Genomic DNA, 22,565 nt, shown 5'->3' on the forward strand with positions numbered 1-22,565 from the left:
TTGGAGCATTATGCAAAAAGAATATACAGTAACGGTATACACGGAAGACCGCATCGGTATCACCAACCGTATCACCGTTATTTTTACACGCCGGGGCATTAACATTACCAGCCTCACCACCGCTGAAACGGAGATACCGGGCGTATACAAGTTCATCATCACGGTAATGTCCGAAAGGGAAAAGCTGGAAAAAGTAGTAGGGCAGATAGAGAAGCTGATAGAGATACACCGCGCTTTTGTGCATGAAGAGGATGAAGTGGTGTACCAGGAACTGGCGCTGTACAAGATATCCACCAAATCACTGCATAACGGTAACATTGAAAAGCTGATACGCGATAACAACGCGCGCATCCTGACCATTACCGCCGATTATTTTGTGATAGAAAAAACCGGCCACCAGCAGGAGCTCATCGCCATGCTCAAAAAGCTGGAGCCTTACGGGCTGATCGAATATTCCAAAAGCGGCCGCGTAGCCATTGTGAAATGGAGCCGCCGTTTCCACGATCACCTGAAAGAGCTGGCCGCCAAAGAAGCGGATAATTTTAAAGCGATTAGCTAATACCTGATTTACCAACATACTAAACACACAAACAAACCACTAACAAAACATGGCAACCATCAATTTTGGCGGGGTACTGGAAGACGTAGTAACCAGAGAAGAATTCCCCATGGAAAAAGCGAGAGAAGTGTTGAAAAACGAAACGATCGCAATTATCGGTTACGGCGTGCAGGGCCCCGGCCAGGCATTGAACCTGAAAGACAATGGCTTTAATGTGATCGTCGGTCAACGTAAGAACTCCAAGACCTGGGACAAGGCCGTAGCAGACGGCTGGGTACCTGGCCAGACGCTGTTCGAGATCGAAGAAGCTGCACAGAAAGGCACTATTCTCCAGTTCCTGTTGTCTGATGCCGGCCAGATCGCACTGTGGCCTACATTGAAACAGTATCTTACACCTGGTAAGGCATTGTATTTTTCCCATGGTTTTGGTATTACCTACAAGGAGCAGACCGGCATCATTCCCCCTGCAGACGTGGATGTGATACTGGTAGCCCCCAAGGGTTCCGGTACTTCCCTGCGCAGGCTGTTCCTGGCCGGACAGGGGCTGAACTCCAGCTTCGCGGTGTTCCAGGACGCTACCGGCCGCGCACGTGAAAGAGTGATCGCGCTGGGCATCGGCGTAGGTTCCGGCTACCTGTTTGAAACAGATTTCAAGAAAGAAGTATACAGTGACCTGACCGGCGAGCGTGGCACACTGATGGGCGCCATCCAGGGTATTTTTGCTGCACAGTACGAAACCCTGCGCAAGAACGGTCACTCTCCTTCAGAAGCCTTCAACGAGACCGTAGAAGAGCTGACCCAGTCCCTGATGCCGCTGGTAGCGGAGAACGGTATGGACTGGATGTATGCCAACTGCTCTACCACGGCGCAACGTGGCGCGCTGGACTGGTGGAAGAAATTCAAGGAAGCCACCCAGCCCGTGTTTGAAGAGCTGTACGCCAGCGTAGCTGCCGGCAAGGAAGCAGAGCGTTCCATTGCCTCCAACAGCCAGGCGGACTACCGCGAGAAGCTGAATGAAGAACTGAAAGAGCTGCGTGAAAGCGAAATGTGGCAGGCCGGATCAGCCGTGCGCAAGCTGCGGCCCAACAACTAAGCGCGCAACGCTTGGTTAATTAATAATTAATAGTTAATAATTAATAATAAGCGGCACAAGTGCTTCAATGAAACACCGGCCTTACGATTATTAATTATTAACTATTAATTACAATAAATCTCCTGACAAGGTGAAATCTGAAATATGTCTGAAGTATTGAAAAGTGTAAATCCCCTCGATATACGGGAAGCAGCAGAGAAGCTGAAGCCGGTGGTGAACCGTACCCCGCTTACCTACAGCGCTACGCTTTCCCGCCGCTATGATTGTGATGTGTACCTGAAAAGGGAGGATATGCAGATTGTGCGCTCGTACAAGCTGCGGGGAGCTTACAACCTGGTCAGCAGCCTGGGAAAGGAGCAGCTCGCCAACGGCGTTACCTGCGCCAGCGCGGGCAACCATGCCCAGGGCTTTGCCTATGCCTGCCGGCAGATGGATATCCGCGGGGTGGTGTTCATGCCCATTATCACTCCCAAGCAGAAGGTGAACCAGGTGAAGATGTTTGGCGGAGACAACATCCAGATACAACTGGTAGGCGATACTTTTGACGATTGCGCGGAAGAAGCACAGGCATTTACCCGGGAGCACGGCATGACCTTCATCCCGCCCTTTGACAATCCCAAGATCATAGAAGGGCAGGGCACCGTGGCCGTGGAAATACTGGAAGACCAGCCGCACGTGGACTACCTCTTTGTGCCTGTTGGCGGCGGCGGACTGGCAGCCGGCGTAGGCACCTATTTTAAAACATACAGTCCCCAGACCACCATCATAGGCGTGGAGCCGGAAGGCGCGCCCTCCATGCTGCGCGCCCTGGAGAACGGATCGCCCGTAACCCTTGATGAAATAGACCGCTTCGTGGACGGCGCAGCCGTAAAAAGGGTAGGACAGCTCACTTTCGATATCTGCAAGGACGTGCTCAGCAAAATGCACCTGGTGGCGGAAGGTAAGGTATGCTCCACCATCCTGAAGCTTTATAACGAGGACGCCATCGTGGTAGAGCCGGCCGGCGCACTGTCCATTGCCGCGCTGGACGATTTTGCTGACCAGATAAAAGGTAAGCGCGTGGTTTGCGTGGTAAGCGGCAGCAACAATGATATAGACCGCATGCAGGAAATAAAAGAGCGCTCCCTGCTGTATGAAGGACTGAAGCATTATTTCATTATCCGTTTTGCGCAAAGACCCGGCGCATTAAGGGACCTGCTGAACAATGTACTGGGCCCCAATGACGATATTACCCGTTTTGAATACATCCAGAAACACAACAAGGAGACCGGCCCCGCGCTGGTAGGCATTGAGCTGAAGAACAGGGAGGACTACGATACCCTGATCGCCAACCTCGGCAAATATCATTTCCATTATACAGAGCTGAACAAGGACGATAATTTGTTCGGATATTTGGTGTAAATGCGGGTACAAAACCCGGGATGCGCAACGCACCGTGCATGGCACAGGAGCGTTCCCGTGTTTTGTATTTAGCAGGAAGCGTTTTCACATTCGGCATTTTGCATTAAGTTTGTTTTAACTATTTATTGATACGGAACAACGCCGTTCATGCGTTATCATCATTAAGCAGACAGAACAATCGAACAGTAATAAAAAATAACCGACCGATGGAAGCAGCTATATTACCCAGGTTTGGCGATGCCGACGCTTTTGAGATGGCAACAATTCCTATCCCCCGTCCCGCCGCAGGACAGCTTCTGGTGAAGGTGCAGGCAGCAGGGTTAAACCCCGTGGACTACAAGACCCGTATGGGTAAAGGGCAGGCCGCGCGGTTTACCTTACCGGCCATACTGGGCTGGGATATTGCCGGCCAGATAGCGGATGCGGGGCAGGGCGCCCACAAGTTCAAACCGGGCGACCGTATTTTCGGTATGAGCAATTTTCCCGGGCCCGCCAATGCCTATGCACAGTTTGCAGTAGTACAGGAAAACGAGTTTACCCTGGTGCCGGATAATGTGCCGGACGACATGGCCGGGGCTACCCCGCTGGCCGCCCTCACGGCCTGGGAGGCCCTGTATGACCATGCAGAGCTGAAGGCCGGCATGCGCGTGCTGATCCATGCGGCAGCCGGCGGCGTAGGCCACATTGCGGTACAACTGGCCAGGATCACGGAAACCTATGTGATTGGTACCGCCTCTGCGCAAAATCATCCCTACCTGAAGGAACTGGGCGCCAATGAGTGCATTGATTACCGGGAACAACGTTTTGAAACCGCCACGGCGCCCGTAGATGTGGTGCTGGATGGCATGGGTGGTGAAACAGCCCTCCGCTCGCTGGACATTATCAAGCCGGGCGGCGTGCTGGTATCCCTGCCTTCCATGTTCAAAGACGACCCGGACGTGCTGGCCAGGGCAAAGGAAAAAGGCGTGCGGGTGGTATGGATGAGCGTCAGGCCGGCGGGAGAGCGTATGGAGCAGATCGCCGCCCTGATGGCCGCTGGCAAGCTGAAAGTAAAAGTGGCCGCCAGCTTTCCCCTGAAAGAGGTGACCAAAGCGCACCAGTTGCTGGAGTCCCACCACGTGCAGGGAAAGGTGGTGTTACTACCTAATTAGAAAGTTCCAAATTCCAAATCCCAAATCCCAAACGGTAAGCAGGCTCTCAGAACAGCGCAACCGTTGCTGGTAGCTGGGGATTGCATCCAATTTGGAATTTGGGATTTGGCATTTTTTGGGATTTGGCATTTGGGATTTTTTGAAATTTCATCTCATGCTCAGTTATTGGGAGAAGCAAAGCTTCCTGCATTACGATTATATAGTGCTGGGCAGCGGCATTACCGGGCTTTCTACCGCCATCAGCATCCGGCAGCGCCGGCCCGGCGCCCGTGTGCTGGTGCTGGAAAGGGGATTGCTGCCCACCGGGGCCAGTACCCGCAATGCAGGTTTTGCCTGCATAGGCAGCCTCACCGAAATACTGGCAGACCTGCGCAGCTCAACGCCTGCGGAAGTGGCGGCCCTGGTAGCCATGCGCCGCAAAGGACTGCAGTTGCTGCGGCAGCGACTGGGCGACAGCCATATAGACTACCGCGAGCAGGGCAGCTATGAGCTGATCAGCCGGCAGGAGCTGCCCGCCCTGCAGCAGTTGGACGCCGCCAACGCCCTGCTGCAGCCGGTATTGGGCGGCGAAGCCTTTACCCAGGTCAATGAAAAAATAAGGTCCTTCGGGTTCCATCCTCAGTATACTGCTGCGCTGGTGCAGAATAATTATGAAGGTGAGCTGGATACCGGCAAAATGATGCGCCGCCTTACCGATCTGGCCATCGCGCAGCAGGTAGAGATCAAGACCGGTTGCCTGGTTACCCGTTTTGAAGAAACACGTACAGGCGTTAATGTTATAGCACAGACCTCCGCTGTACAGGAAGAGGTTATTTTTCATTGCCAAAGGCTGGCGGTATGTACCAATGCCTTCACCAAAACCCTGCTCCCGGATATCGACCTGCAGCCCGGCCGCGGACAGGTGCTGATCACAGACCCGGTGCCCGGCCTGCCTTTTACCGGCATCTTCCACATGGAAGAGGGGTATTATTATTTCCGGGAGCTGCAGGGCCGCGTGCTGTTTGGCGGCGGCCGCCACCTGGATTTTGCCGGCGAGGCCACCACGGCATTTGAGCTGAACGCACATATACAGCAGCAGTTGGAAGAGAAGCTGCGCACCATCATCCTGCCGCATCATCCTTTTACAGTAGCAGACCGCTGGACAGGCATTATGGCGTTTGGCGCCAGCAAGCAACCGCTGCTGCAGGCTTGGTCTGAAAAAATATTTTTAGGCCTGCGCCTCGGCGGCATGGGAGTAGCTATTGGCAGCGCAGTGGGCGAGGAGCTGGCTGCAATGTTAACAAAGCACAACTAATTTTTCCATTCCAAAATACTTTCCTATATTCATCCGTTTTTTACCAATCACCCGGTAACCGGATAAAACCATTATCTCATTACCACGTTAAAGAATTATGCAAAAGAGCTTACAATTCCTGGACTACGCCGTATTTCTGGTGTATTTTGTTATCGTAGCCGGTTACGGTTATTACATCTATCATAAGAAGAAGAAATCCACTGCCGATACCAAAGATTTCTTCCTGGCAGAAGGCTCCCTTACCTGGTGGGCCATTGGCGCTTCGCTGATCGCATCCAATATTTCCGCAGAACAGTTTATCGGTATGTCCGGCTCCGGCTTTGCCATGGGCCTGGCCATCTCCACCTATGAATGGATGGCGGCTGCCACCTTAATAATCGTAGCGATATTCTTTATACCCGTATACCTGAAGAACAAGATCTACACCATGCCGCAGTTCCTTTCCCAGCGGTATGATAATCGTGTGAGCACCGTGATGGCGGTATTCTGGCTGTTGCTGTATGTATTTGTGAACCTTACTTCTATATTATACCTGGGCGCGCTGGCCGTGCAAACCATATCCGGTTTCAATTTCACCACCTGCGTGCTGGGCCTGGCCATTTTTGCCGTGTTCATTACCCTGGGCGGTATGAAAGTGATCGGGTATACGGATGTGATACAGGTGTTCTTCCTGATACTGGGCGGCCTGGCTACCACCTACCTGGCGTTGAACCTGGTGGCGGATCATTTTGGCGGCGAAGGCATGATGCAGGGCCTGGGCATGCTGCGCCAGAAAGCGCCGGAGCATTTTCATATGATCTTCGATAAATCCAATCCCTATTATAACGACCTGCCCGGGTTAACAGTGCTGATAGGCGGTATGTGGATCGTGAACCTGAACTACTGGGGCTGTAACCAGTATATTACCCAGCGCGCGCTGGGCGCCGACCTGAAGACCGCGCGGGGCGGTATCCTTTTCGCCGCTTTCCTGAAGCTGTTGATGCCGGTGATCGTAGTGCTGCCCGGTATTGCCGCTTATGTACTGTATAAGAACGGCGTGTTCCAGCAGGAAATGATGGATGCCACCGGCACCGTTAAACCGGACCATGCCTACCCGGTGCTGCTGAACCTGTTGCCAGTAGGTCTGAAGGGACTTTCCTTTGCCGCGCTCACCGCCGCCATTGTGGCTTCCCTGGCAGGTAAAGCCAATAGTATCAGTACCATTTTTACCCTGGACATTTACCGGCACTTCTTCAAAAAAGATGCTACGGAGCAGCAACTGGTGCGCGTGGGGCGTATCGCTATTATCGTTTCCTGCCTGATAGCAGTGGTAGTAGCGCCGCAGTTGAGCAACCTGGACCAGGGCTTCCAGTTTATACAGGAGTACACCGGCTTTATTTCCCCGGGCGTATTCGCCATCTTTATCCTGGGCTTCTTCTGGAAACGTACAACAGCAGATGCTGCGCTGGTAGGTGCAGGACTTTCCATTCCTCTTTCTGCCGGTATTAAATTGGTATTGCCGGAAATGCCTTTCCTGGACCGTATGGGCTGGATATTCGTGATCATTATCGCAATCATGGTGATCATGACCCTGCTGGACCCGAAGAGCAAGCACAACCCCAAGGGGCTGGACGTGGATGCTTCCATGTTCAAAACATCCGGTAGTTTTACAGTAGGCGCGATCCTGATATGTGGTATCCTGGCAGCGTTGTACACAGTGTTCTGGTAATGATCTCAAATTTTCAACAATGTATTTACTCGGTTACGATATAGGTTCTTCTTCTGTAAAAGCCGCTTTGCTGGATGCAGCCAGCGGTAAATGTGTAGCTACCTCCACCAGTCCTGCCCAGGAAATGCCCATGCAGGCGCCAAAGGCAGGCTGGGCCGAGCAGGACCCGGAGCGCTGGTGGCAGGAAGTGCAGCATGCTACCCGCCTGTTGCAGCAGCAGCATGCCTTTGACGGCAAAGCCGTTGCCGGCATCGGCATTGCTTACCAGATGCACGGGCTGGTATGTGTAGACAAGGACCAGCAGGTGCTGCGCCCTTCCATTATCTGGTGCGACAGCCGGGCGGTAGGCATCGGCAACAAGGCATTTGCCCAGTTGGGGCAGGAGTATTGCCTGGAGCACCTGCTGAACTCTCCCGGCAACTTTACCGCCTCCAAACTGCGCTGGGTGCAGGAGAACGAGCCGGAGGTATATGCCCGCATTCACAAGATCATGCTGCCCGGTGATTTCATCGCCATGCGCCTGACCGGGGAAGCCTGCACCACCATATCGGGCCTGTCCGAAGGCATTTTCTGGGACTTTGCTGCCAATGACGTAGCGCAGTCGCTGCTGGACTATTATAAAATTGACAGGGCGCTGTTGTCTGCTATTGTGCCTACGTTTGGCCACCAGGGCCAGCTTACCGAAGCAGCCGCGAAATTACTGGGACTGGCGCCCGGCATTCCCGTTACCTACCGTGCGGGTGATCAGCCGAACAATGCCTTTTCCCTGAACGTGCTGCAGCCCGGCGAAGCCGCCACTACGGCCGGCACCTCCGGGGTGGTATATGCCGTGCATAACCAGATCGCATTCGACGAGCAGAGCCGGGTGAATACCTTTGTGCATGTGAATAACACGGAAACGGATATACGCAATGGGGTGCTCATGTGCCTGAACGGTACCGGCATTCTCAATAGCTGGCTCCGGGGCGTAGCCGGCGCGCTGCCCTATAACGAGATGAATGTCCTGGCAGCCCAGGCGCCGGCCGGCGCCGGTGGCCTGCGGATCTACCCGTTCGGCAACGGCGCGGAACGCATACTGGAAAATAAAGATACCGGCGCCACCATCAAAAACCTGCAATTCAATATCCACGGCAAGGAACATCTGCTGCGTGCAGCGCAGGAAGGGATCGTATTTGCTCTTCGCTATGGCGTGGACATCATGACCCAGATGCAGATGAACATACAGCGCGTAAGGGCCGGCCATGCCAACATGTTCCTCAGTCCCCTTTTCCGCCAGGTGTTTGCCAATACCCTTAATGTAGTGATAGAGCTGTATAATACAGACGGTGCGCAGGGCGCCGCCCGTGCTGCCGGGGTAGGCGCAGGCGTATACACCCTGTCAGACGCCTTCCGCGGCATGGAATGCATCGCCACCGTGGAGCCGGATAAAGAACAGGCCCTGTACCAGGAAGTGTACGGGGAGTGGTTAAAGGGGATGGGAGGTGTGGCGTAGCACCTTCACCGTTACCAGCAGTTGCCCCGTATGCCGCATGGTATGCTCCGCCGCATGAAACAATAGTCCCAGCACCGTAGCCGGCAGTTGTTTGCGCCCTACGGCTCTTGCCTCTGTTAGGGAACCGGGATCGGTGCTTTTCAATTGTTCAATGGAACGCTCCACCTGTGCCTCCCATGCCTGCAGCAATGCGGGTACATCAGCATTCGCTTTTCCTTCCGCCTCCAGGTAGGCCAGTTGCCCGGGTGAGAGCATGCGTCCTTTAGCGTAAGTAAACAGCCGGTCCAGCACACCGGCCAGGTGCTGCAAATGAAAGCCAACAGCCGCTGTACCGGCCGGGCGCTCCCACAGCAGTGACTCCGGGAAGTCCTGTAATAGTGCGCGTATCTCTTCTTTTGCCTGTAACAGGGCATGGGCCACGGGCTGCAGCAGGGCCGGTACGTCTGCTACCGGGCCGCGCATCCAAACTTCAGGTAGTGTTGCTGACATCGTTTTTATTTTACCAACATTATCACCAGGTTGTGTAATTTCGGCTACATTTTGGAAAATAACAATGCCTTTCAGTATACACAGCTTTCAGCACAATGGTTTTGATATAATTGCTTTAAAAGACGATGATACCGGTGCGCAGGCAGAGATCATACCTGCCTGTGGCGCCATGCTGCATGCGTTTAAAGTGCCGCACCAGGGGCAACTGCTGAATATCATAGACAGCTATGGCAGCCTGGAGGAGTACCGGCAGCAGTTTGCCAATACCTTTAAAGGCGTAAAGCTCAGCCCTTTTGCCTGCCGTATTCCCGGCGGGGAGTACCAATGGCAGCAACAGTTTTACCGGATCAGTAAAACCGTATTGCCCGGCCAGGCCATACACGGGCTGCTGTATGATGCTGCTTTTACCGTGGCGGGGCAACAGGCTGCGGACACTACGGCGGTAGTGGAACTGGCATATGCGTACCAGGGTACGGATGCTGGTTATCCTTTCCCTTATGATTGCCGGGTACGCTACCGCCTGCTGCCAGGGTATACGCTGGAAGTAAGCACTACCCTTGCTAACCGTGCTGCCACCGCCATACCGGTGATGGATGGATGGCATCCGTATTTTACCACCGGCCGCGCGATAGATGGACTGGAGCTGCGTTTTTCCGCCGAGCAACTGGTGGAATTCAATGATCAGCTTGTACCTACGGGCCGCCTGCTACCCTGCACGGACTACCTGCAGCCTCAGCGGCTGGAAGGCGTGATACTGGATAATTCCTTTATGCTTCGCTTTGACCGGCCCGGGCCTTTATGCACCCTGCAGGACCCGCAACAGGGGATCGCTATTGATTACTATCCCGGCCACAACTATCCCATATTACAGGTATATACCCCGCCGGAGCGCCGTAGTATTGCCATAGAGCATCTTAGCGGTGCCCCCAACGCGTTTAACAATGGTATGGGCCTCCTGCAACTGGCGCCCGGTGAAGAGGAGACATTCACGGCACGCATACAGGTGCGGCTGGCATAGTCTTTGGATTTTTCCTGGCTGTACATCAATTGTTCACCATAAAACGCAATCTTATGGACACATTACAGATCAAAGGAAAATGGAATGAAATGAAGGGTAAGTTGAAACAGCAGTACGCAGATCTGACTGACGACGACCTGACGTACGCCGACGGACAGGAGGATGAACTGATAGGCAGGCTCCAGCAAAAGCTGGGCAAAACCAGGGATGAGGTAATACAAATGTTAAGATCGATGTAATGTAACAGCTTATGCCTGCCCTACTATAAAAAAATCCTCCTGTCAAGGGGAGGATTTTTCTTTTTTTTAACAACTTGTGAGTTACTTTGTTTGAACATTCAGATAACATGAACCGATTCAAACAAAGCAATCCGATGAACAGGATGAAGAAATATATCAGTGCACTATTGCTGGGTGGCTCTTTACTGCTGGCAGTACAGCAATTGCAGGCCCAGGTGGTGGTAACCGGCCAGTTGAAAGACAAGGACAACAACCTGGTGCTGCCCTATGCCTCCATTATCAACAAAACCACGGGTAAAAGAGCCTATTCCGACCAGGGCGGGTTTTACAGGATCAATGCCAATCCCCGTGATCTGATCGTATTTTCCTTTGTGGGATACCGGCCGGACAGCATCGTGGTGCGCCAAATGTCCGGCACTGAGACCCGCAACGTGGAGCTGGAAGTGGAAAACCGCATGCTGCGCAGCGTAGAGGTTACGGCCAGGTATACTCCTTACCAGTTGGATTCCATTGCCCGGTACCAGCAATACGCCTTTATCCTGGAAAAGGAAAATAAGCCCCTGGCAGGCGACAATACCCCGCAGGGCTTTGGCATCACCTTCAGCCCTTTTACCCGTTTCTCCAGGAAGGAAAAGCAGAAAAGGGAGTTTAAGCGGATATTTGAGAAAGCGGAGCAGCAGCGGTATGTTGATTCCCGCTATACCCCGCTGCTGGTAAGCCAGGTAACGGGCCTGAAAGGCGATTCCCTGCAGCTTTTTATGCATAGCAATTACCCGGATTATGAAACCATGCGCATGATGCGGCATGAAGACCTGATCTACTGGATCACGGATAAATACCGGGCCTGGAAGAAAGATTAACAGGCAGGCAAAATAAAAAAAAGGGCTGTTCCAGTTACGGAACAGCCCTTTGTATTTGATCTAAGGCCAATTTTTTAGTTATATACTTTCACCATGTACACAAAATCTTCCAGCTTCCTGATCTGGTCTACCCGGGGCAGGTGCTCCAGGTGGTTTTTGCGGGTCCATTCCCTGCGGGGCAGCTTTTCCTTGGGCATTTCCTCCAGCAGGCGTTTCAGGTGGGCTGATTTTACCGCGAAGGCAATACCGTCCGAGGAGGTTTGCTTGCCGGTAATGATGCCTACGATGTTCCCTTCATTATCCATCAGGGGGGCGCCGCTGTTGCCGGGGTTTACCGGGATGGCTACCTGGTAGGCCACGGTATCCCCGTTAAAGCCGGTTTGTGCGCTGATGTAGCCTTTGCCGTAAACGATCTCGTCGCGGGGATAGCCCATGGTGAACACTTCTTCGCCCAGGCGCACCTGTTGCGGCTTCAGCGCGTAGGGCAGGGGCTGGCTCTTGAAAGTGCTGTCTGCTATTTTCAGGATAGCCAGGTCGCTGGAAATATCCTCGAATATGCTGCTGGCTTTAAAGGCTTCTCCCTTGTTGTTCTGCACATACAGGGAGTCGGCTCCCGCCACTACATGGTAATTGGTAATGATATACCCGTTGGCGGATATGGCAAAGCCGGTGCCGCCGTAGGTGCCGGGGTTGGCCGGCGCTTTCTTGTTGCTGTTAATATCGTTGATAAGCGCGTTCTGCGAGCGTTGTATATTATTCAGCACCCTTCTTACATCTTCATACTGGGCGGTGCTTTTGCGCTTGGCCGCCTGCTGCATAATGGCGATGGTGGTAAGCGAGGTAACCAGGGCGATGCAGGCTGCTGCCGCCAGGTTGGTAAGGGCGCGCCTGCGGGTCACCGGTGTCCTGCTGCGCAGGGGCTGCATTACCGGGCGTTCGGGCATGCCGTCCGCAGCGGCGGTATGAGGCCCCATGGCGGCATGGATCTGGTCCATCTTGTTTTGCAGGTCCTTTCGCTGGCCGTATTGCTGCAGGGTTTCCAGGAACAGGAGCTGCTCTTCCACCTGCCGGTCTACCTCCGGGTCTGTCAGGCGCAGCGCTTCAAAGGCCGCCCTTTCCTCGTCGCTCATGTGCCCTTCGAAGTAGCGCTCTATCTCCTGTAATAAATGTAGCTGATCTTTCATCCGTATCTCCTCCTTTATCTTTTGCCGGTTGGATGAAACCCCTGGTTTCATCACCGTTCCCTTATAGTTTGTATAGTTATTTTAAAGTTGTGTTCACGTGGACCGATACCGCTCAAAGAACAATTTCTTTAACCGCATCAGGCATTTATATTTCTGGTTTTTGGCGTTTTCCGCGTTGGTATAGCCAAACTTTTCCGCAATTTCCTGCATGGATAGCTTACGCAGGTAATAATCTTCCAGTAATGTTTTACAGGGCTCTCCCAGGCTGCCCAGGGCCTGTTCCATCACCCGGAACTGTGCATCCTTTTTTTCGTGCTGCTCCAGGCTGTCCTCCAGGGGCAGGGTGGCCTCCAGTTCTTCCGGCAGTGTGGTCTGCCAGGTATTCCCTTGCAGCTTTTTCAGCCAGAGGTGCCGGCAAACGGCGTATAAAAAGGTCTTTAGCTTGCTGTAAAGGTCAAAATTGCCTTCCTGCACCTTTTCATACAACACGATCATGGCTTCCTGGAACAGGTCTTTGGCGTCATCTTCCGATCCGTTGTTCTGCAGCACCATCCTCAGGATTACCGGGTAATTATCCAGGTAAATGGTTTTCAATGCCTTGTCATCATGCTGCGCCAGTCCTTCCAGTAAGCCCCTGTCCTTTGCTATGTTCAGATGATCATTCACTTATTAATACAATTATGTCCGTTTGGTAACCCACAAAGTAGCAAAAAAAAAAATCCAAAATCCAAATCCCAAAATCCAAACCAGGAAATGTATCCACTAAACTATTGGCAGGCAGATATTTATGCAGGTCCCCATCCGCCAGTTTGGATTTTGGGATTTGGATTTTGGAATTTTTTCTCCATTCCCTGGGTTACCTTTTAGCCAACCCGGTATAAAGAGTAAATTATCACTAAAAATTACTAAACCTTTAAAAAACATTGTACAATGAAGAACGTACTGAAAATCGGTTTCTTAGCAATGGCCTTTGGTCTGTTTGTAGTAGCTTGCGGTTCCGGCGCTGGTACTGGTGAATCTACTGATTCTGCTGTAGATGCAACTACTGAAGCTGCAACTGAAGCGATCGACTCTACTGCAAGCGTAGCAGATTCTACCATGGACGCTATTGCTGACTCAGCTAAATCCGCTGTTGAAGGCGCTGCTGCTGACACAACCGCTCACTAAGCGAAGGCAAGCAAAAAAGGTTATTAATAAAAAGCCGCCCGGACATCCGTTCGGGCGGCTTTTTTATACCTGAGCCCGATGGATGCTGCTTTTTTGAATGAAATACAGTATTTTAGGTCTTTTATTGAAAAAAATATAATTTTTCGCCCCAGGGCTTGGATAATAAAAAGTGCGCCGTATTTTTGTCGGGCAAACAATCATTCAACATGATACGCACTGCGACCTTTGGATACTTTTATGGTTTTTACTTTTTCTGGTATCAGAAATAAGGAGGTCGCTTGTAAGTATCAGAAAACATAAAGAAACTAGCAACGAGGGCCTCCTGGAAAAGGGGGCCTTTCTTTATTATATAAATAACATTTAAAGAGATATGTTACAGCAGCGTTTCGGCCTTTACTTTTTTTACTTTTTCTTTTACTTCTTTTATATGGAGAAGGCCGGGACTCTTTTGTAATAACTAATAAAATATCAGCTAGTTACAAATAAAAAGGGTCCCGGCTCTCCCGGGACCTTTTTTATTATGACCAGTTAAGCATTATTAAACAAACACATTTTTATGCGGATCGCAATCCAGGGTTTTGAAGGATCTTTTCACCAGATAGCTGCACAGGGATATTTCGGCAGGCATACGGAAGTGGAGTGCTGCGCATCTTTCGCAGAGCTGGTGAAAAAGGTGAAACAACAGCCCGATGTGGACGCCGGCGTAATGGCCATCGAAAACTCAATTGCCGGAAGCATCCTGCCCAACTACAGCCTGCTCAAGAACTCCGGGCTGCATGTGAACGGGGAGGTGTACCTGCAGATCAAACAACACCTGATGGTGCTGCCGGGCCAGACCCTGGAAGATATCCGGGAGGTGCATTCCCATCCCATGGCGCTGCTGCAATGTATGGACTTCCTGGAAAAGCACCCGCATATGAAGCTGGTGGAAACCGAAGACACGGCCCTCAGCGCCAAACATGTGCACCAGAAAAAGCTTAAAAGCACCGCTGCTATTGCAGGTAAGCTGGCCGCCGATATCTTTGGCCTGGAGATCATTGCGCCCAACATCCACACCGTCAGGAACAATTATACCCGTTTCCTGGTGATCTCCCGTAACGGGACGGCCCCGGTGCCGGATGCCAACAAGGCCTCCGTATACTTCCATACCTCGCACGAGCGGGGCAGCCTGGCCAGGGTGCTGACCAAAATTGCGGACGCAGGCATCAACCTCTCCAAGCTGCAGTCTTTTCCCATACCCGCCCGGGAATGGACCTACTATTTCCACGCGGATATGGAGTTTGACGACCTGGAGCTTTTTAACAAGGGGCTGGCGCGCATCACGCCCCTGACAGAAAACCTGAAAGTATTAGGCATCTATAAAAAAGGTAATACACATTGAAAAATCCAAATTCCAAATCCCAAACGGAGGACAGCTACTTTACAAATAGCAGTTTACCGATAGTTTAAGGGATATATGCACGGTTTGGGATTTGGAATTTAGAATTTTTTAAACATTGGAATTTATGAACATAGCGGTAGCCAAAAGATTACAGCACACGGAGGAATACTACTTTTCCAGGAAGCTGCGCGAGATAGACGAGATGAACAAGGCAGGCGCCAACGTCATCAACCTGGGCATAGGCAGCCCGGACCTGCCGCCGCATCCTTCCGTGATAGCCGCGCTGAACGAGCAGGCGCAAAAGCCCGGCACCCATGCCTACCAGGGCTACAAGGGCATACCTGCCCTGCGCAGGGCCATGGCGGACTGGTACGGCCGCTTCTACGGCGTAACCCTGGATGCAGATACCGAAGTGCTGCCGCTGATAGGCTCCAAGGAAGGGATCATGCACATCTGCATGACCTACCTGCAGGAAGGCGATGAAGCCCTGGTGCCCAATCCCGGCTATCCTACCTACCGCTCCGCCGTACAACTGAGCGGCGCTACCGTGGTGGAGTACGACCTGGAAGAAAAGAATGGCTGGCTGCCGGACCTGGAGGCTTTATCCCAAAAAGACCTGAGCCGCGTAAAGATCATGTGGGTCAACTATCCCCATATGCCTACCGGTGCCATGGCCGGTGCGGACTTTGCCCGGCAGTTGGTGCAGTTTGCCCGCACCCATAACATCCTGGTATGTCACGATAATCCTTACAGCTTTATACTGAACGACCGCCCGGAAAGCCTGCTGCAGGCGCCGGGTGCAAAGGAGGTGGTGCTGGAGCTCAACTCGCTGAGCAAATCCTCCAACATGGCGGGCTGGCGGGTAGGCATGCTGGCCGGCAGTGCAGACAGGATCAATGAAGTGCTGCGCTTCAAGAGCAATATGGACTCCGGCATGTTCCAGCCGGTGCAGATGGCTGCCGTAAAGGCGCTGGAGCTGGGCCAGGACTGGTACGACAGCCTGAACAGCATTTACCGCGCCCGCCGTCACAAGGTGTTTGAGCTGCTGGAACTGCTGGGCTGTACTTTTGATACCCGCCAGGTAGGCATGTTTGTATGGGCCGCTATTCCCGCCACGGAGCAGGACGGCTACACGCTTACGGACCGGATACTGCAGCAGGCAAAGGTGTTCATTACCCCCGGCGGCATATTTGGCAGTAACGGCCAGCGCTACATCCGCGTAAGCCTCTGTAAGGACGAAGCGGTATTTGATGAAGCTATTAACCGGATCAGGTCAGCAATTAATAATTAAGCACATGATCGCAACTATCATAGGAGTAGGACTGATCGGAGGATCGCTGGCTATCACCCTCAGGGAAAAGGGGATGGTGAGCCGGGTCATTGGCGTGGATCAGCAGGAAAGCAACCTGCAGAAAGCAAGGGAACTAAACATCATTGACGAAGCCGCGAGCCTGGAAGACGCCCTGCAGCGCGCAAAGCTCATCGTACTGGCGATACCGGTAGATGCGCTGCTGCAATTGCTGCCGGCCGTGCTGGACAAGGTGCAGCCACACCAGGTGATCGTAGACATGGGCTCTACAAAAGAAAAAATATTGCAGCTCGTTGCCGGCCATCCCAACAGGGGACGCTTTGTAGCGGCCCATCCCATGGCCGGCACCGAGTATTCCGGCCCCGAAGCCGCCATACCAGACCTTTTTACCAACCGCACCATGGTGCTGTGCGATGTAATGAACAGCGATGAAGACGCGCTGGAGCTGGTGGAAAACCTGGTAGACGCACTGCAGATGCGCCTGGTGTACATGAATGCCAGGGAGCATGACCTGCACACGGCCTACGTATCCCACATCTCCCACATCACCTCTTTTGCGCTGGCGCTGACCGTGCTGAAAAAGGAAAAGGAGCAGGGGCGCATTTTCGAGCTGGCCAGCGGCGGTTTTGAATCTACGGTGCGGCTGGCCAAAAGCTCGCCGGACATGTGGGTGCCTATCTTCAAGCACAACCGCAGCAATGTGCTGGACGTGCTGGAAGAGCATATCCACCAGTTGGAGCAGATGAAGCAGCTACTGGAAGCGGAAGACTACGACACCTTCTATAAATTGATACAGAAATCCAATAAAATCAGGAAAATTTTAAAATAACGATCACTCATGGAACAGATCTTAGCAAAAACAAAATTCGCTGATCCGTCATCTGACAAGAAGCCGCTGATCATTTCAGGGCCCTGCAGCGCAGAAACGGAAGAGCAGGTGCTGGCCACGGCGCTGGCGCTGTCAAAAACCGGCAAGGTAGACGTCCTGCGCGCCGGTATCTGGAAACCCCGTACCCGCCCCGGCTCCTTTGAAGGCATCGGCACCAGGGGGCTGCCCTGGCTGCAGAAAGCCAAGGAGCTTACTGGCATGCCCGTTGCTATTGAAGTAGCTACCGGCAAGCAGGTGGAAGACGCGCTGCATTTTGGCGTGGACATCCTGTGGGTAGGCGCCCGTACTACGGTAAACCCTTTCTCCGTACAGGAAGTAGCCGATGCCCTGAAAGGCGTGGATACCACCGTATTGATCAAGAACCCGATCAATCCTGACCTGGAACTGTGGATAGGCGCGGTAGAGCGTATCCAGAAAGCAGGCATCACCAAAGTGGGCCTCATACACCGCGGCTTTTCCAGCTACGGCAATACCGAATACCGCAATGCGCCCATGTGGCACCTGCCCATCGAGCTGAAACGCCGTATGCCCGGGCTGCCCATGATCTGCGATCCCAGCCACATAGGCGGCCGCCGCGACATCCTGCAGGACATTGCCCAGGAAGCGGTAGACCTGGATTACGACGGCCTGATGCTGGAAACCCACGTAGACCCTGACAATGCATGGAGCGACGCCAAGCAGCAGGTAACGCCGGAAAGACTGGCAGAGATATTGGATGGTATTACATGGAGGCATGAGCGCACCGATAAAAAGGAATTCAACACGGCGCTGGAAAAACTGCGTGCGCAGATCAACCAGATCGACGACGAGATCATGCAGTTGCTGGGCAACCGTATGAAGGTGGCCGAAAAAATAGGCGAGTACAAGAAAGAGAACAACATCACCATCCTGCAGACCAACCGCTGGAACGAAATACTGGACCGCGGTATCCGCAAAGGCGAAAAACTGGGGCTGACCAAGGATTTCATCCTGAAATACTTTGACGCCGTGCACCTGGAATCCATCAACAGGCAGAACCGGGTAATGAACGAGGACAAGGAAAAATAAATATGCGGACACTCAAACATCAATTCGGGCAAAGCGCCACCACCTACTACCTGGACGGGCAGTTGGACAGACTGGGGGAATATGTGGACATACAGCGGACCATACTGGTGATGGATGAGAACGTGGAGCAACATCATGGCGCCAGGCTACCCGGCTGGAAAAAGCTGGTGATACCGGACGGCGAGGAGAACAAGAACATGGAAGTGCTGCAGCAGATCGTGAACGGCCTTATAGAGCTGGAAGCAGACCGCAAGACCACCCTGGTAGGCATTGGCGGCGGTATGCTCACGGACATGGCCGGCTTTGCCGCCGCCATTTACATGCGGGGCATTCCCTTCGGTTTTGTGCCCACTACGCTGCTGGCGCAGGTGGATGCATCCATCGGCGGCAAGAACGGCATCAGCCACGGGCAGCACAAGAACATGCTGGGCACCATCCGGCAGCCCTCCTTCATTCTCTTTGATTACACGCTGCCGGCCACCATGCCGGATGAAGAGTGGCACAACGGTTTTGCAGAGATCATCAAGTATGCCTGCATACTGGATGCAGACCTGTTCACCTACCTGGAGCAGCACCGCGACAAAGCAATGGAGCGCAACGTGGACGTGCTGCGCTACCTGGTAGAACGGTCCGTGGAATTGAAAACGCAGGTGGTGCTGGAAGATGAATTTGAGACCGGCTCCCGCCGCTGGCTCAACTTCGGGCATACGCTGGGGCACGCGGTGGAAAAGCTGGAAGGTATCGCGCATGGTCAGGCAGTAGCCATCGGGATGGTAGCTGCCGCCAAGATATCCGAGAAGCTGGCCGGGCTGCCGGCTGAGCAGACCAACCGGCTGATACGGCTCATTAACGATTACCAGTTGCCGGTAACGCTGACCTCCAACAAGGAAAAGGTATTTGACATTTTCCGGCTGGACAAGAAACGCGAAAAGGATGTGATCCATTTCGTACTGCTCGAAACCATCGGGAAGGCCATTACCAAGCCGGTGCCGCTGACAGAACTGAAAAAGCTGCTGGAGGAAATGTGAAGCAGGAAGTACGAAGTAAGAAGTAAGAAATATGAAGTAGGAAGTAGGAAGTAGGACCTGTCCGGAGTTTTCATACTTCGTACATCTTGCTTCAACTATCAAAACACTGAAAGAAAGAACCACATGAAAGTCATACTATCACCGGGTGAAATAAGAGGCACGGTTACCGCCAATCCTTCCAAAAGCGCCATGCAGCGCGCAGTAGCCGCTGCATTGCTGAGCAACGGGAGAACGCTGATCCACAATCCCGGCTTCAGCAACGATTGCCTGGCCGCGCTGGAAGTAGCGGAAAACCTGGGCGCCAGGATCAGGCGGGTAGGGGAGGATATAGAGATCACCAGCAACGGGGTAAAGCCATTTTATGATACTATTAACTGCGGGGAATCCGGTTTGGGCATCCGCATGTTCACCCCCATTGCCGCGCTGGCGGACCTGGCCATTACCATTAACGGGCATGGCAGCCTGGCTACGCGGCCCATGGATTTCTTTGAGCAGGTGCTGCCGCAGCTCGGCGTACAGTGCAGCACCAACCAGGGAAAGCTGCCCCTGCACATCAAAGGCCCCCTGCAACCGAAAGACATTACCATCGACGGCTCCCTCAGCTCCCAGTTCCTGACCGGCCTGCTGATGGCCTACGGAGCGGTGGCGGAAAATGCCACCATCACCGTAAAGGACCTGAAGAGCAAGCCCTATATAGCGCTCACCCTGCAGTTGATGGAGCAATTTGGCGTAAAGGTGGAGCAGCGCAATTTTGAGCAGTTCCGCTTCGGCAAAAAGCAGGCGTACCGCGCAGGCGAGTACACGGTGGAAGGTGACTGGAGCGGCGCGGCCTTTTTACTGGTAGCTGCTGCAGTGGCGGGTAAAGCGGAGGTGCACCACCTCAACACCCAGTCCGCCCAATCGGATAAAGCGATCCTCCAGGCGCTTGAAAAAGCCGGCGCGCACATTATGCCCGGCGTGTTTACCGTGATCGTGGAAAAAGGCGGGCTGCAGGCATTTGATTTTGATGCTACAGACTGCCCGGACCTGTTTCCCCCGCTGGTAGCCCTGGCTGCTAACTGTAACGGTACTACGAAAATTAAAGGCGTGAGCCGGCTGGCGCATAAGGAAAGCGATCGTGGCAAAACCCTGCAGGAGGAGTTCGGGAAAATGGGTATCCGCATTGAGCTGATGGGCGATGAAATGCTGGTGCATGGCGGTACAGGTATTAAAGGCGCCGGCGTGCATTCCCACAATGATCACCGCATTGCCATGGCCTGCGGCGTAGCGGCCCTTACCGCAGATAAGCCCGTAGTGATTGATAATGCAGAGGCTATTAACAAATCCTATCCTGAATTTTTTGAACATTTGCAGAAGATAGGCGCTTCCCTGACAAGGGAGGAAGCTGCAGTTAAAAATTAAAAAGTAAATCTGATCTCAATGAATGGTTTTGGCAGAATATTCCGGGTGAACGTTTTTGGAGAATCGCATGGCGCCAGCGTAGGCGTAAATATTGACGGCGTGCCGGCCGGCATCCCCCTGCAGCAGGAAGATTTCCTGCCGGACCTGGAGCGGCGAAAGGGCGGCGCCCGGGGCACCACTCCCCGCAAGGAAGAAGACCTGCCATTCATTAAATCCGGCGTGTTCAATGACCGTACTACCGGTGCGCCCATTACCATTCTTTTTGAGAACAACAATACCCGCAGCGCCGATTATGAAAAGCTGCGGGAGTTTCCCCGGCCGGGACATGCGGATTTTGTAGCCACCAAAAAGTTTGGCGGCTTCGAGGATTACCGGGGCGGGGGGCACTTCAGCGGCCGCCTTACGCTCAACCTGGTAGCGGCCGGCGTGATCGCCAAAAAGATATTGGGTGCGGGTATTACCGTAAAGGCCCATTTAAAGGAAGTAGGCGGCTTTGCCGACCCGGAGCAGGGCCTGGAAGCGGCCATCGCTGCAAAGGACTCCGTAGGCGGCATCGTGGAATGCACCGTGGATGGACTGCCTATTGGCCTGGGTGAGCCGTTCTTTGATTCCGTGGAATCCTGCATTGCCCATGCGGCTTTTTCCATTCCTGCCATTAAAGGCATTGAGTTTGGCGCCGGCTTTGCCGCCGCCCGTATGAAAGGCCTGGAGCATAACGACTCCATTGTGGATGATACCGGAAAAACAGCCACGAATAACGCTGGCGGCGTAGTAGGAGGCATTACCAACGGTAATCCCCTGGTGTTCCGCGTAGCCGTAAAACCTACCAGCAGCACTCCAAAGGAACAGCAAACTCTGAATATTAAAAGCGGCGAAGTGGAAACCTTCAGCGTAAAGGGCCGCCATGATCTCTGCATCGCTCTCCGCGTGCCGGTGGTACTGGAAGCGGTGACCGCCATGGTGCTGGCGGACCTGGTGTTGCTGGAACAAAGGGTGGGAAGAGTGGCCGGAAACTAAAAAAGGAAGCTGTAACAGCTTCCCTTTTATCAAAAATCCTTTATACTTTACTAGGGTACGATCTCCAGCAACTCCACTTCAAATATCAGTGTGCTGCCCGGCGGTATCTTGGGGCCCGCCTGGCGGTCGCCATAGGCCAGGTCTGCGGGGATGAACAGTTTCCATTTGGAGCCTGTGGGCATCAGTTGCAGCGCTTCTGTCCAGCCCTTGATAACGCCGCCCACCTGGAAGGTAACCGGCTCGCCCCGTTGTACGGAGCTGTCAAAGATGGTACCATCTATCAGCATGCCCTGGTAATGCGTTTTTACCCGGTCGGTAGCAGCCGGTTTGGGACCGGTACCTTCCTGCATTACCTGGTACTGCAGGCCGCTGGGCAATGTTACCACGCCCGGTTTGCTTTTATTGGCCGCCAGGAACTGCTCGCCGGCCATCTTGTTCTTCGCTACCTTTTCAGCTTTCAGTTGCTGCAGGTATTCGCTGATGCTCATATCACATTGTGCTTTTGTTAATAATAATGGCTGGTCCTTAGTGGCGTCCTGGATGGCTTTCATCAGCAGGGCCGTGTTCAGGTGGTCCAGCCCCTGCGCTTTCAGGCTGCTGCCGATATCCTGCCCGATGGCATAGCTGACGGAGTCCAGCTTTGTTTTCAGTAAAGGGCCCTGGGCCGTTTTGGCCTTGCCCTTATGTTGCGTATAGCCGTGGAGGCTTGCCAGGCCCAGCACCCCCAGGAATAGGAATTTTCTGATCATACGTATCTCGGTTGTCAAATATTGGCCGGCAAGATAGCTAAATTATGCGGTTGCCGCTATAGCGGTCAGCAGCATAATGGCCACGAAAA

At 53.3% G+C, this 22,565-nt stretch carries 22 protein-coding genes; 18 read left to right on the plus strand and 4 right to left on the minus strand.

Annotation, left to right across the window (positions count from 1 at the left end):
- The first annotated feature begins 10 nt into the window (after window positions 1-10).
- From ilvN to LX66_RS12405, 7 genes are all read left to right on the plus strand, one after another.
- Entirely contained in the window at window positions 11-559 is a 549-nt protein-coding gene (gene ilvN, locus LX66_RS12375; protein ID WP_145713738.1) for an acetolactate synthase small subunit, read from the plus strand.
- Window positions 560-608: 49 nt separating this feature from the next.
- Window positions 609-1,652: a ketol-acid reductoisomerase gene (gene ilvC, locus LX66_RS12380; RefSeq protein ID WP_145713740.1), complete on the plus strand. Its 1,044-nt coding sequence runs from the start codon at window positions 609-611 to the stop codon at window positions 1,650-1,652.
- 144 nt (window positions 1,653-1,796) lie between these two features.
- Window positions 1,797-3,053, plus strand: coding sequence for a threonine ammonia-lyase IlvA (gene ilvA, locus LX66_RS12385; RefSeq protein ID WP_145713743.1), 1,257 nt, complete (start codon window positions 1,797-1,799; stop codon window positions 3,051-3,053).
- A 206-nt stretch (window positions 3,054-3,259) separates the two neighbouring features.
- The gene (locus tag LX66_RS12390) at window positions 3,260-4,204 is read left to right on the plus strand and encodes an NADP-dependent oxidoreductase (RefSeq protein ID WP_145713746.1); all 945 of its coding nucleotides are present in this window, start codon (window positions 3,260-3,262) and stop codon (window positions 4,202-4,204) included.
- Between the two features lie 154 nt (window positions 4,205-4,358).
- Window positions 4,359-5,498 (plus strand): NAD(P)/FAD-dependent oxidoreductase, encoded by a 1,140-nt coding sequence (locus LX66_RS12395; RefSeq protein ID WP_145713748.1) that lies wholly within the window; start codon window positions 4,359-4,361, stop codon window positions 5,496-5,498.
- A gap of 97 nt (window positions 5,499-5,595) precedes the next feature.
- The gene (locus LX66_RS12400) at window positions 5,596-7,206 is read left to right on the plus strand and encodes a sodium/sugar symporter (RefSeq protein WP_145713751.1); all 1,611 of its coding nucleotides are present in this window, start codon (window positions 5,596-5,598) and stop codon (window positions 7,204-7,206) included.
- A gap of 19 nt (window positions 7,207-7,225) precedes the next feature.
- On the plus strand, window positions 7,226-8,698 hold the full coding sequence (locus tag LX66_RS12405) for a xylulokinase (RefSeq protein WP_145713754.1): 1,473 nt from the start codon (window positions 7,226-7,228) through the stop codon (window positions 8,696-8,698).
- Here LX66_RS12405 and LX66_RS12410 read toward each other — a convergent pair.
- Entirely contained in the window at window positions 8,672-9,187 is a 516-nt protein-coding gene (locus LX66_RS12410; RefSeq protein WP_145713757.1) for a DinB family protein, read from the minus strand. The genes LX66_RS12405 and LX66_RS12410 overlap by 27 nt on opposite strands.
- 64 nt (window positions 9,188-9,251) lie before the next feature.
- Here LX66_RS12410 and LX66_RS12415 point away from each other — a divergent pair, with 64 nt between their 5' ends.
- The 3 genes from LX66_RS12415 (at window position 9,252) to LX66_RS12425 (ending at window position 11,304) form a co-directional block, all read left to right on the plus strand.
- On the plus strand, window positions 9,252-10,205 hold the full coding sequence (locus LX66_RS12415) for an aldose 1-epimerase (RefSeq protein WP_145713760.1): 954 nt from the start codon (window positions 9,252-9,254) through the stop codon (window positions 10,203-10,205).
- A gap of 53 nt (window positions 10,206-10,258) precedes the next feature.
- Window positions 10,259-10,444 (plus strand): CsbD family protein, encoded by a 186-nt coding sequence (locus LX66_RS12420; protein WP_145713762.1) that lies wholly within the window; start codon window positions 10,259-10,261, stop codon window positions 10,442-10,444.
- 107 nt (window positions 10,445-10,551) lie between these two features.
- Window positions 10,552-11,304, plus strand: coding sequence for a carboxypeptidase-like regulatory domain-containing protein (locus LX66_RS12425; protein WP_145713764.1), 753 nt, complete (start codon window positions 10,552-10,554; stop codon window positions 11,302-11,304).
- A gap of 74 nt (window positions 11,305-11,378) precedes the next feature.
- Here LX66_RS12425 and LX66_RS12430 read toward each other — a convergent pair whose 3' ends face one another.
- Both LX66_RS12430 and LX66_RS12435 read right to left on the minus strand, forming a co-directional pair.
- The gene (locus tag LX66_RS12430) at window positions 11,379-12,539 is read right to left on the minus strand and encodes a S1C family serine protease (protein WP_145713767.1); all 1,161 of its coding nucleotides are present in this window, start codon (window positions 12,537-12,539) and stop codon (window positions 11,379-11,381) included.
- A 42-nt stretch (window positions 12,540-12,581) separates the two neighbouring features.
- Window positions 12,582-13,154, minus strand: coding sequence for an RNA polymerase sigma factor (locus LX66_RS12435; protein WP_145713770.1), 573 nt, complete (start codon window positions 13,152-13,154; stop codon window positions 12,582-12,584).
- Between the two features lie 264 nt (window positions 13,155-13,418).
- On the opposite strand from LX66_RS12435, the gene LX66_RS12440 reads away from it, so the two are divergent.
- The 8 genes from LX66_RS12440 (at window position 13,419) to LX66_RS12475 (ending at window position 21,727) form a co-directional block, all read left to right on the plus strand.
- Window positions 13,419-13,655 carry a hypothetical protein gene (locus LX66_RS12440; protein WP_145713773.1) on the plus strand — a complete coding sequence of 79 codons (237 nt, stop codon included), beginning with the start codon at window positions 13,419-13,421 and terminating at the stop codon, window positions 13,653-13,655.
- Window positions 13,656-14,211: 556 nt separating this feature from the next.
- A complete protein-coding gene (locus LX66_RS12445; RefSeq protein WP_145713776.1) occupies window positions 14,212-15,036 on the plus strand; it encodes a prephenate dehydratase in 825 nt (274 codons plus the stop codon).
- A 124-nt stretch (window positions 15,037-15,160) separates the two neighbouring features.
- Window positions 15,161-16,327, plus strand: a complete 1,167-nt coding sequence (locus tag LX66_RS12450; protein WP_145713779.1) for a pyridoxal phosphate-dependent aminotransferase — start codon at window positions 15,161-15,163, stop codon at window positions 16,325-16,327.
- A gap of 4 nt (window positions 16,328-16,331) precedes the next feature.
- A complete protein-coding gene (locus LX66_RS12455; RefSeq protein WP_145713782.1) occupies window positions 16,332-17,174 on the plus strand; it encodes a prephenate dehydrogenase in 843 nt (280 codons plus the stop codon).
- 9 nt (window positions 17,175-17,183) lie between these two features.
- Window positions 17,184-18,281: a chorismate mutase gene (locus LX66_RS12460; RefSeq protein WP_145713785.1), complete on the plus strand. Its 1,098-nt coding sequence runs from the start codon at window positions 17,184-17,186 to the stop codon at window positions 18,279-18,281.
- A 2-nt stretch (window positions 18,282-18,283) separates the two neighbouring features.
- Window positions 18,284-19,309: a 3-dehydroquinate synthase gene (gene aroB / locus LX66_RS12465; protein ID WP_145713788.1), complete on the plus strand. Its 1,026-nt coding sequence runs from the start codon at window positions 18,284-18,286 to the stop codon at window positions 19,307-19,309.
- A 123-nt stretch (window positions 19,310-19,432) separates the two neighbouring features.
- Window positions 19,433-20,710 (plus strand): 3-phosphoshikimate 1-carboxyvinyltransferase, encoded by a 1,278-nt coding sequence (aroA, locus tag LX66_RS12470; protein WP_145713791.1) that lies wholly within the window; start codon window positions 19,433-19,435, stop codon window positions 20,708-20,710.
- An 18-nt stretch (window positions 20,711-20,728) separates the two neighbouring features.
- A complete protein-coding gene (locus LX66_RS12475) occupies window positions 20,729-21,727 on the plus strand; it encodes a chorismate synthase (protein WP_145713793.1) in 999 nt (332 codons plus the stop codon).
- 50 nt (window positions 21,728-21,777) lie between these two features.
- On the opposite strand, the gene LX66_RS12480 is transcribed toward LX66_RS12475, so the two are convergent.
- Window positions 21,778-22,476: an FKBP-type peptidyl-prolyl cis-trans isomerase gene (locus LX66_RS12480; RefSeq protein ID WP_145713795.1), complete on the minus strand. Its 699-nt coding sequence runs from the start codon at window positions 22,474-22,476 to the stop codon at window positions 21,778-21,780.
- Window positions 22,477-22,565 lie beyond the last annotated feature (89 nt).

The sequence above is a fragment of the Chitinophaga japonensis genome (genome assembly GCF_007830125.1).
In the GTDB taxonomy this organism is placed as follows: Bacteria; Bacteroidota; Bacteroidia; order Chitinophagales; family Chitinophagaceae; genus Chitinophaga; species Chitinophaga japonensis.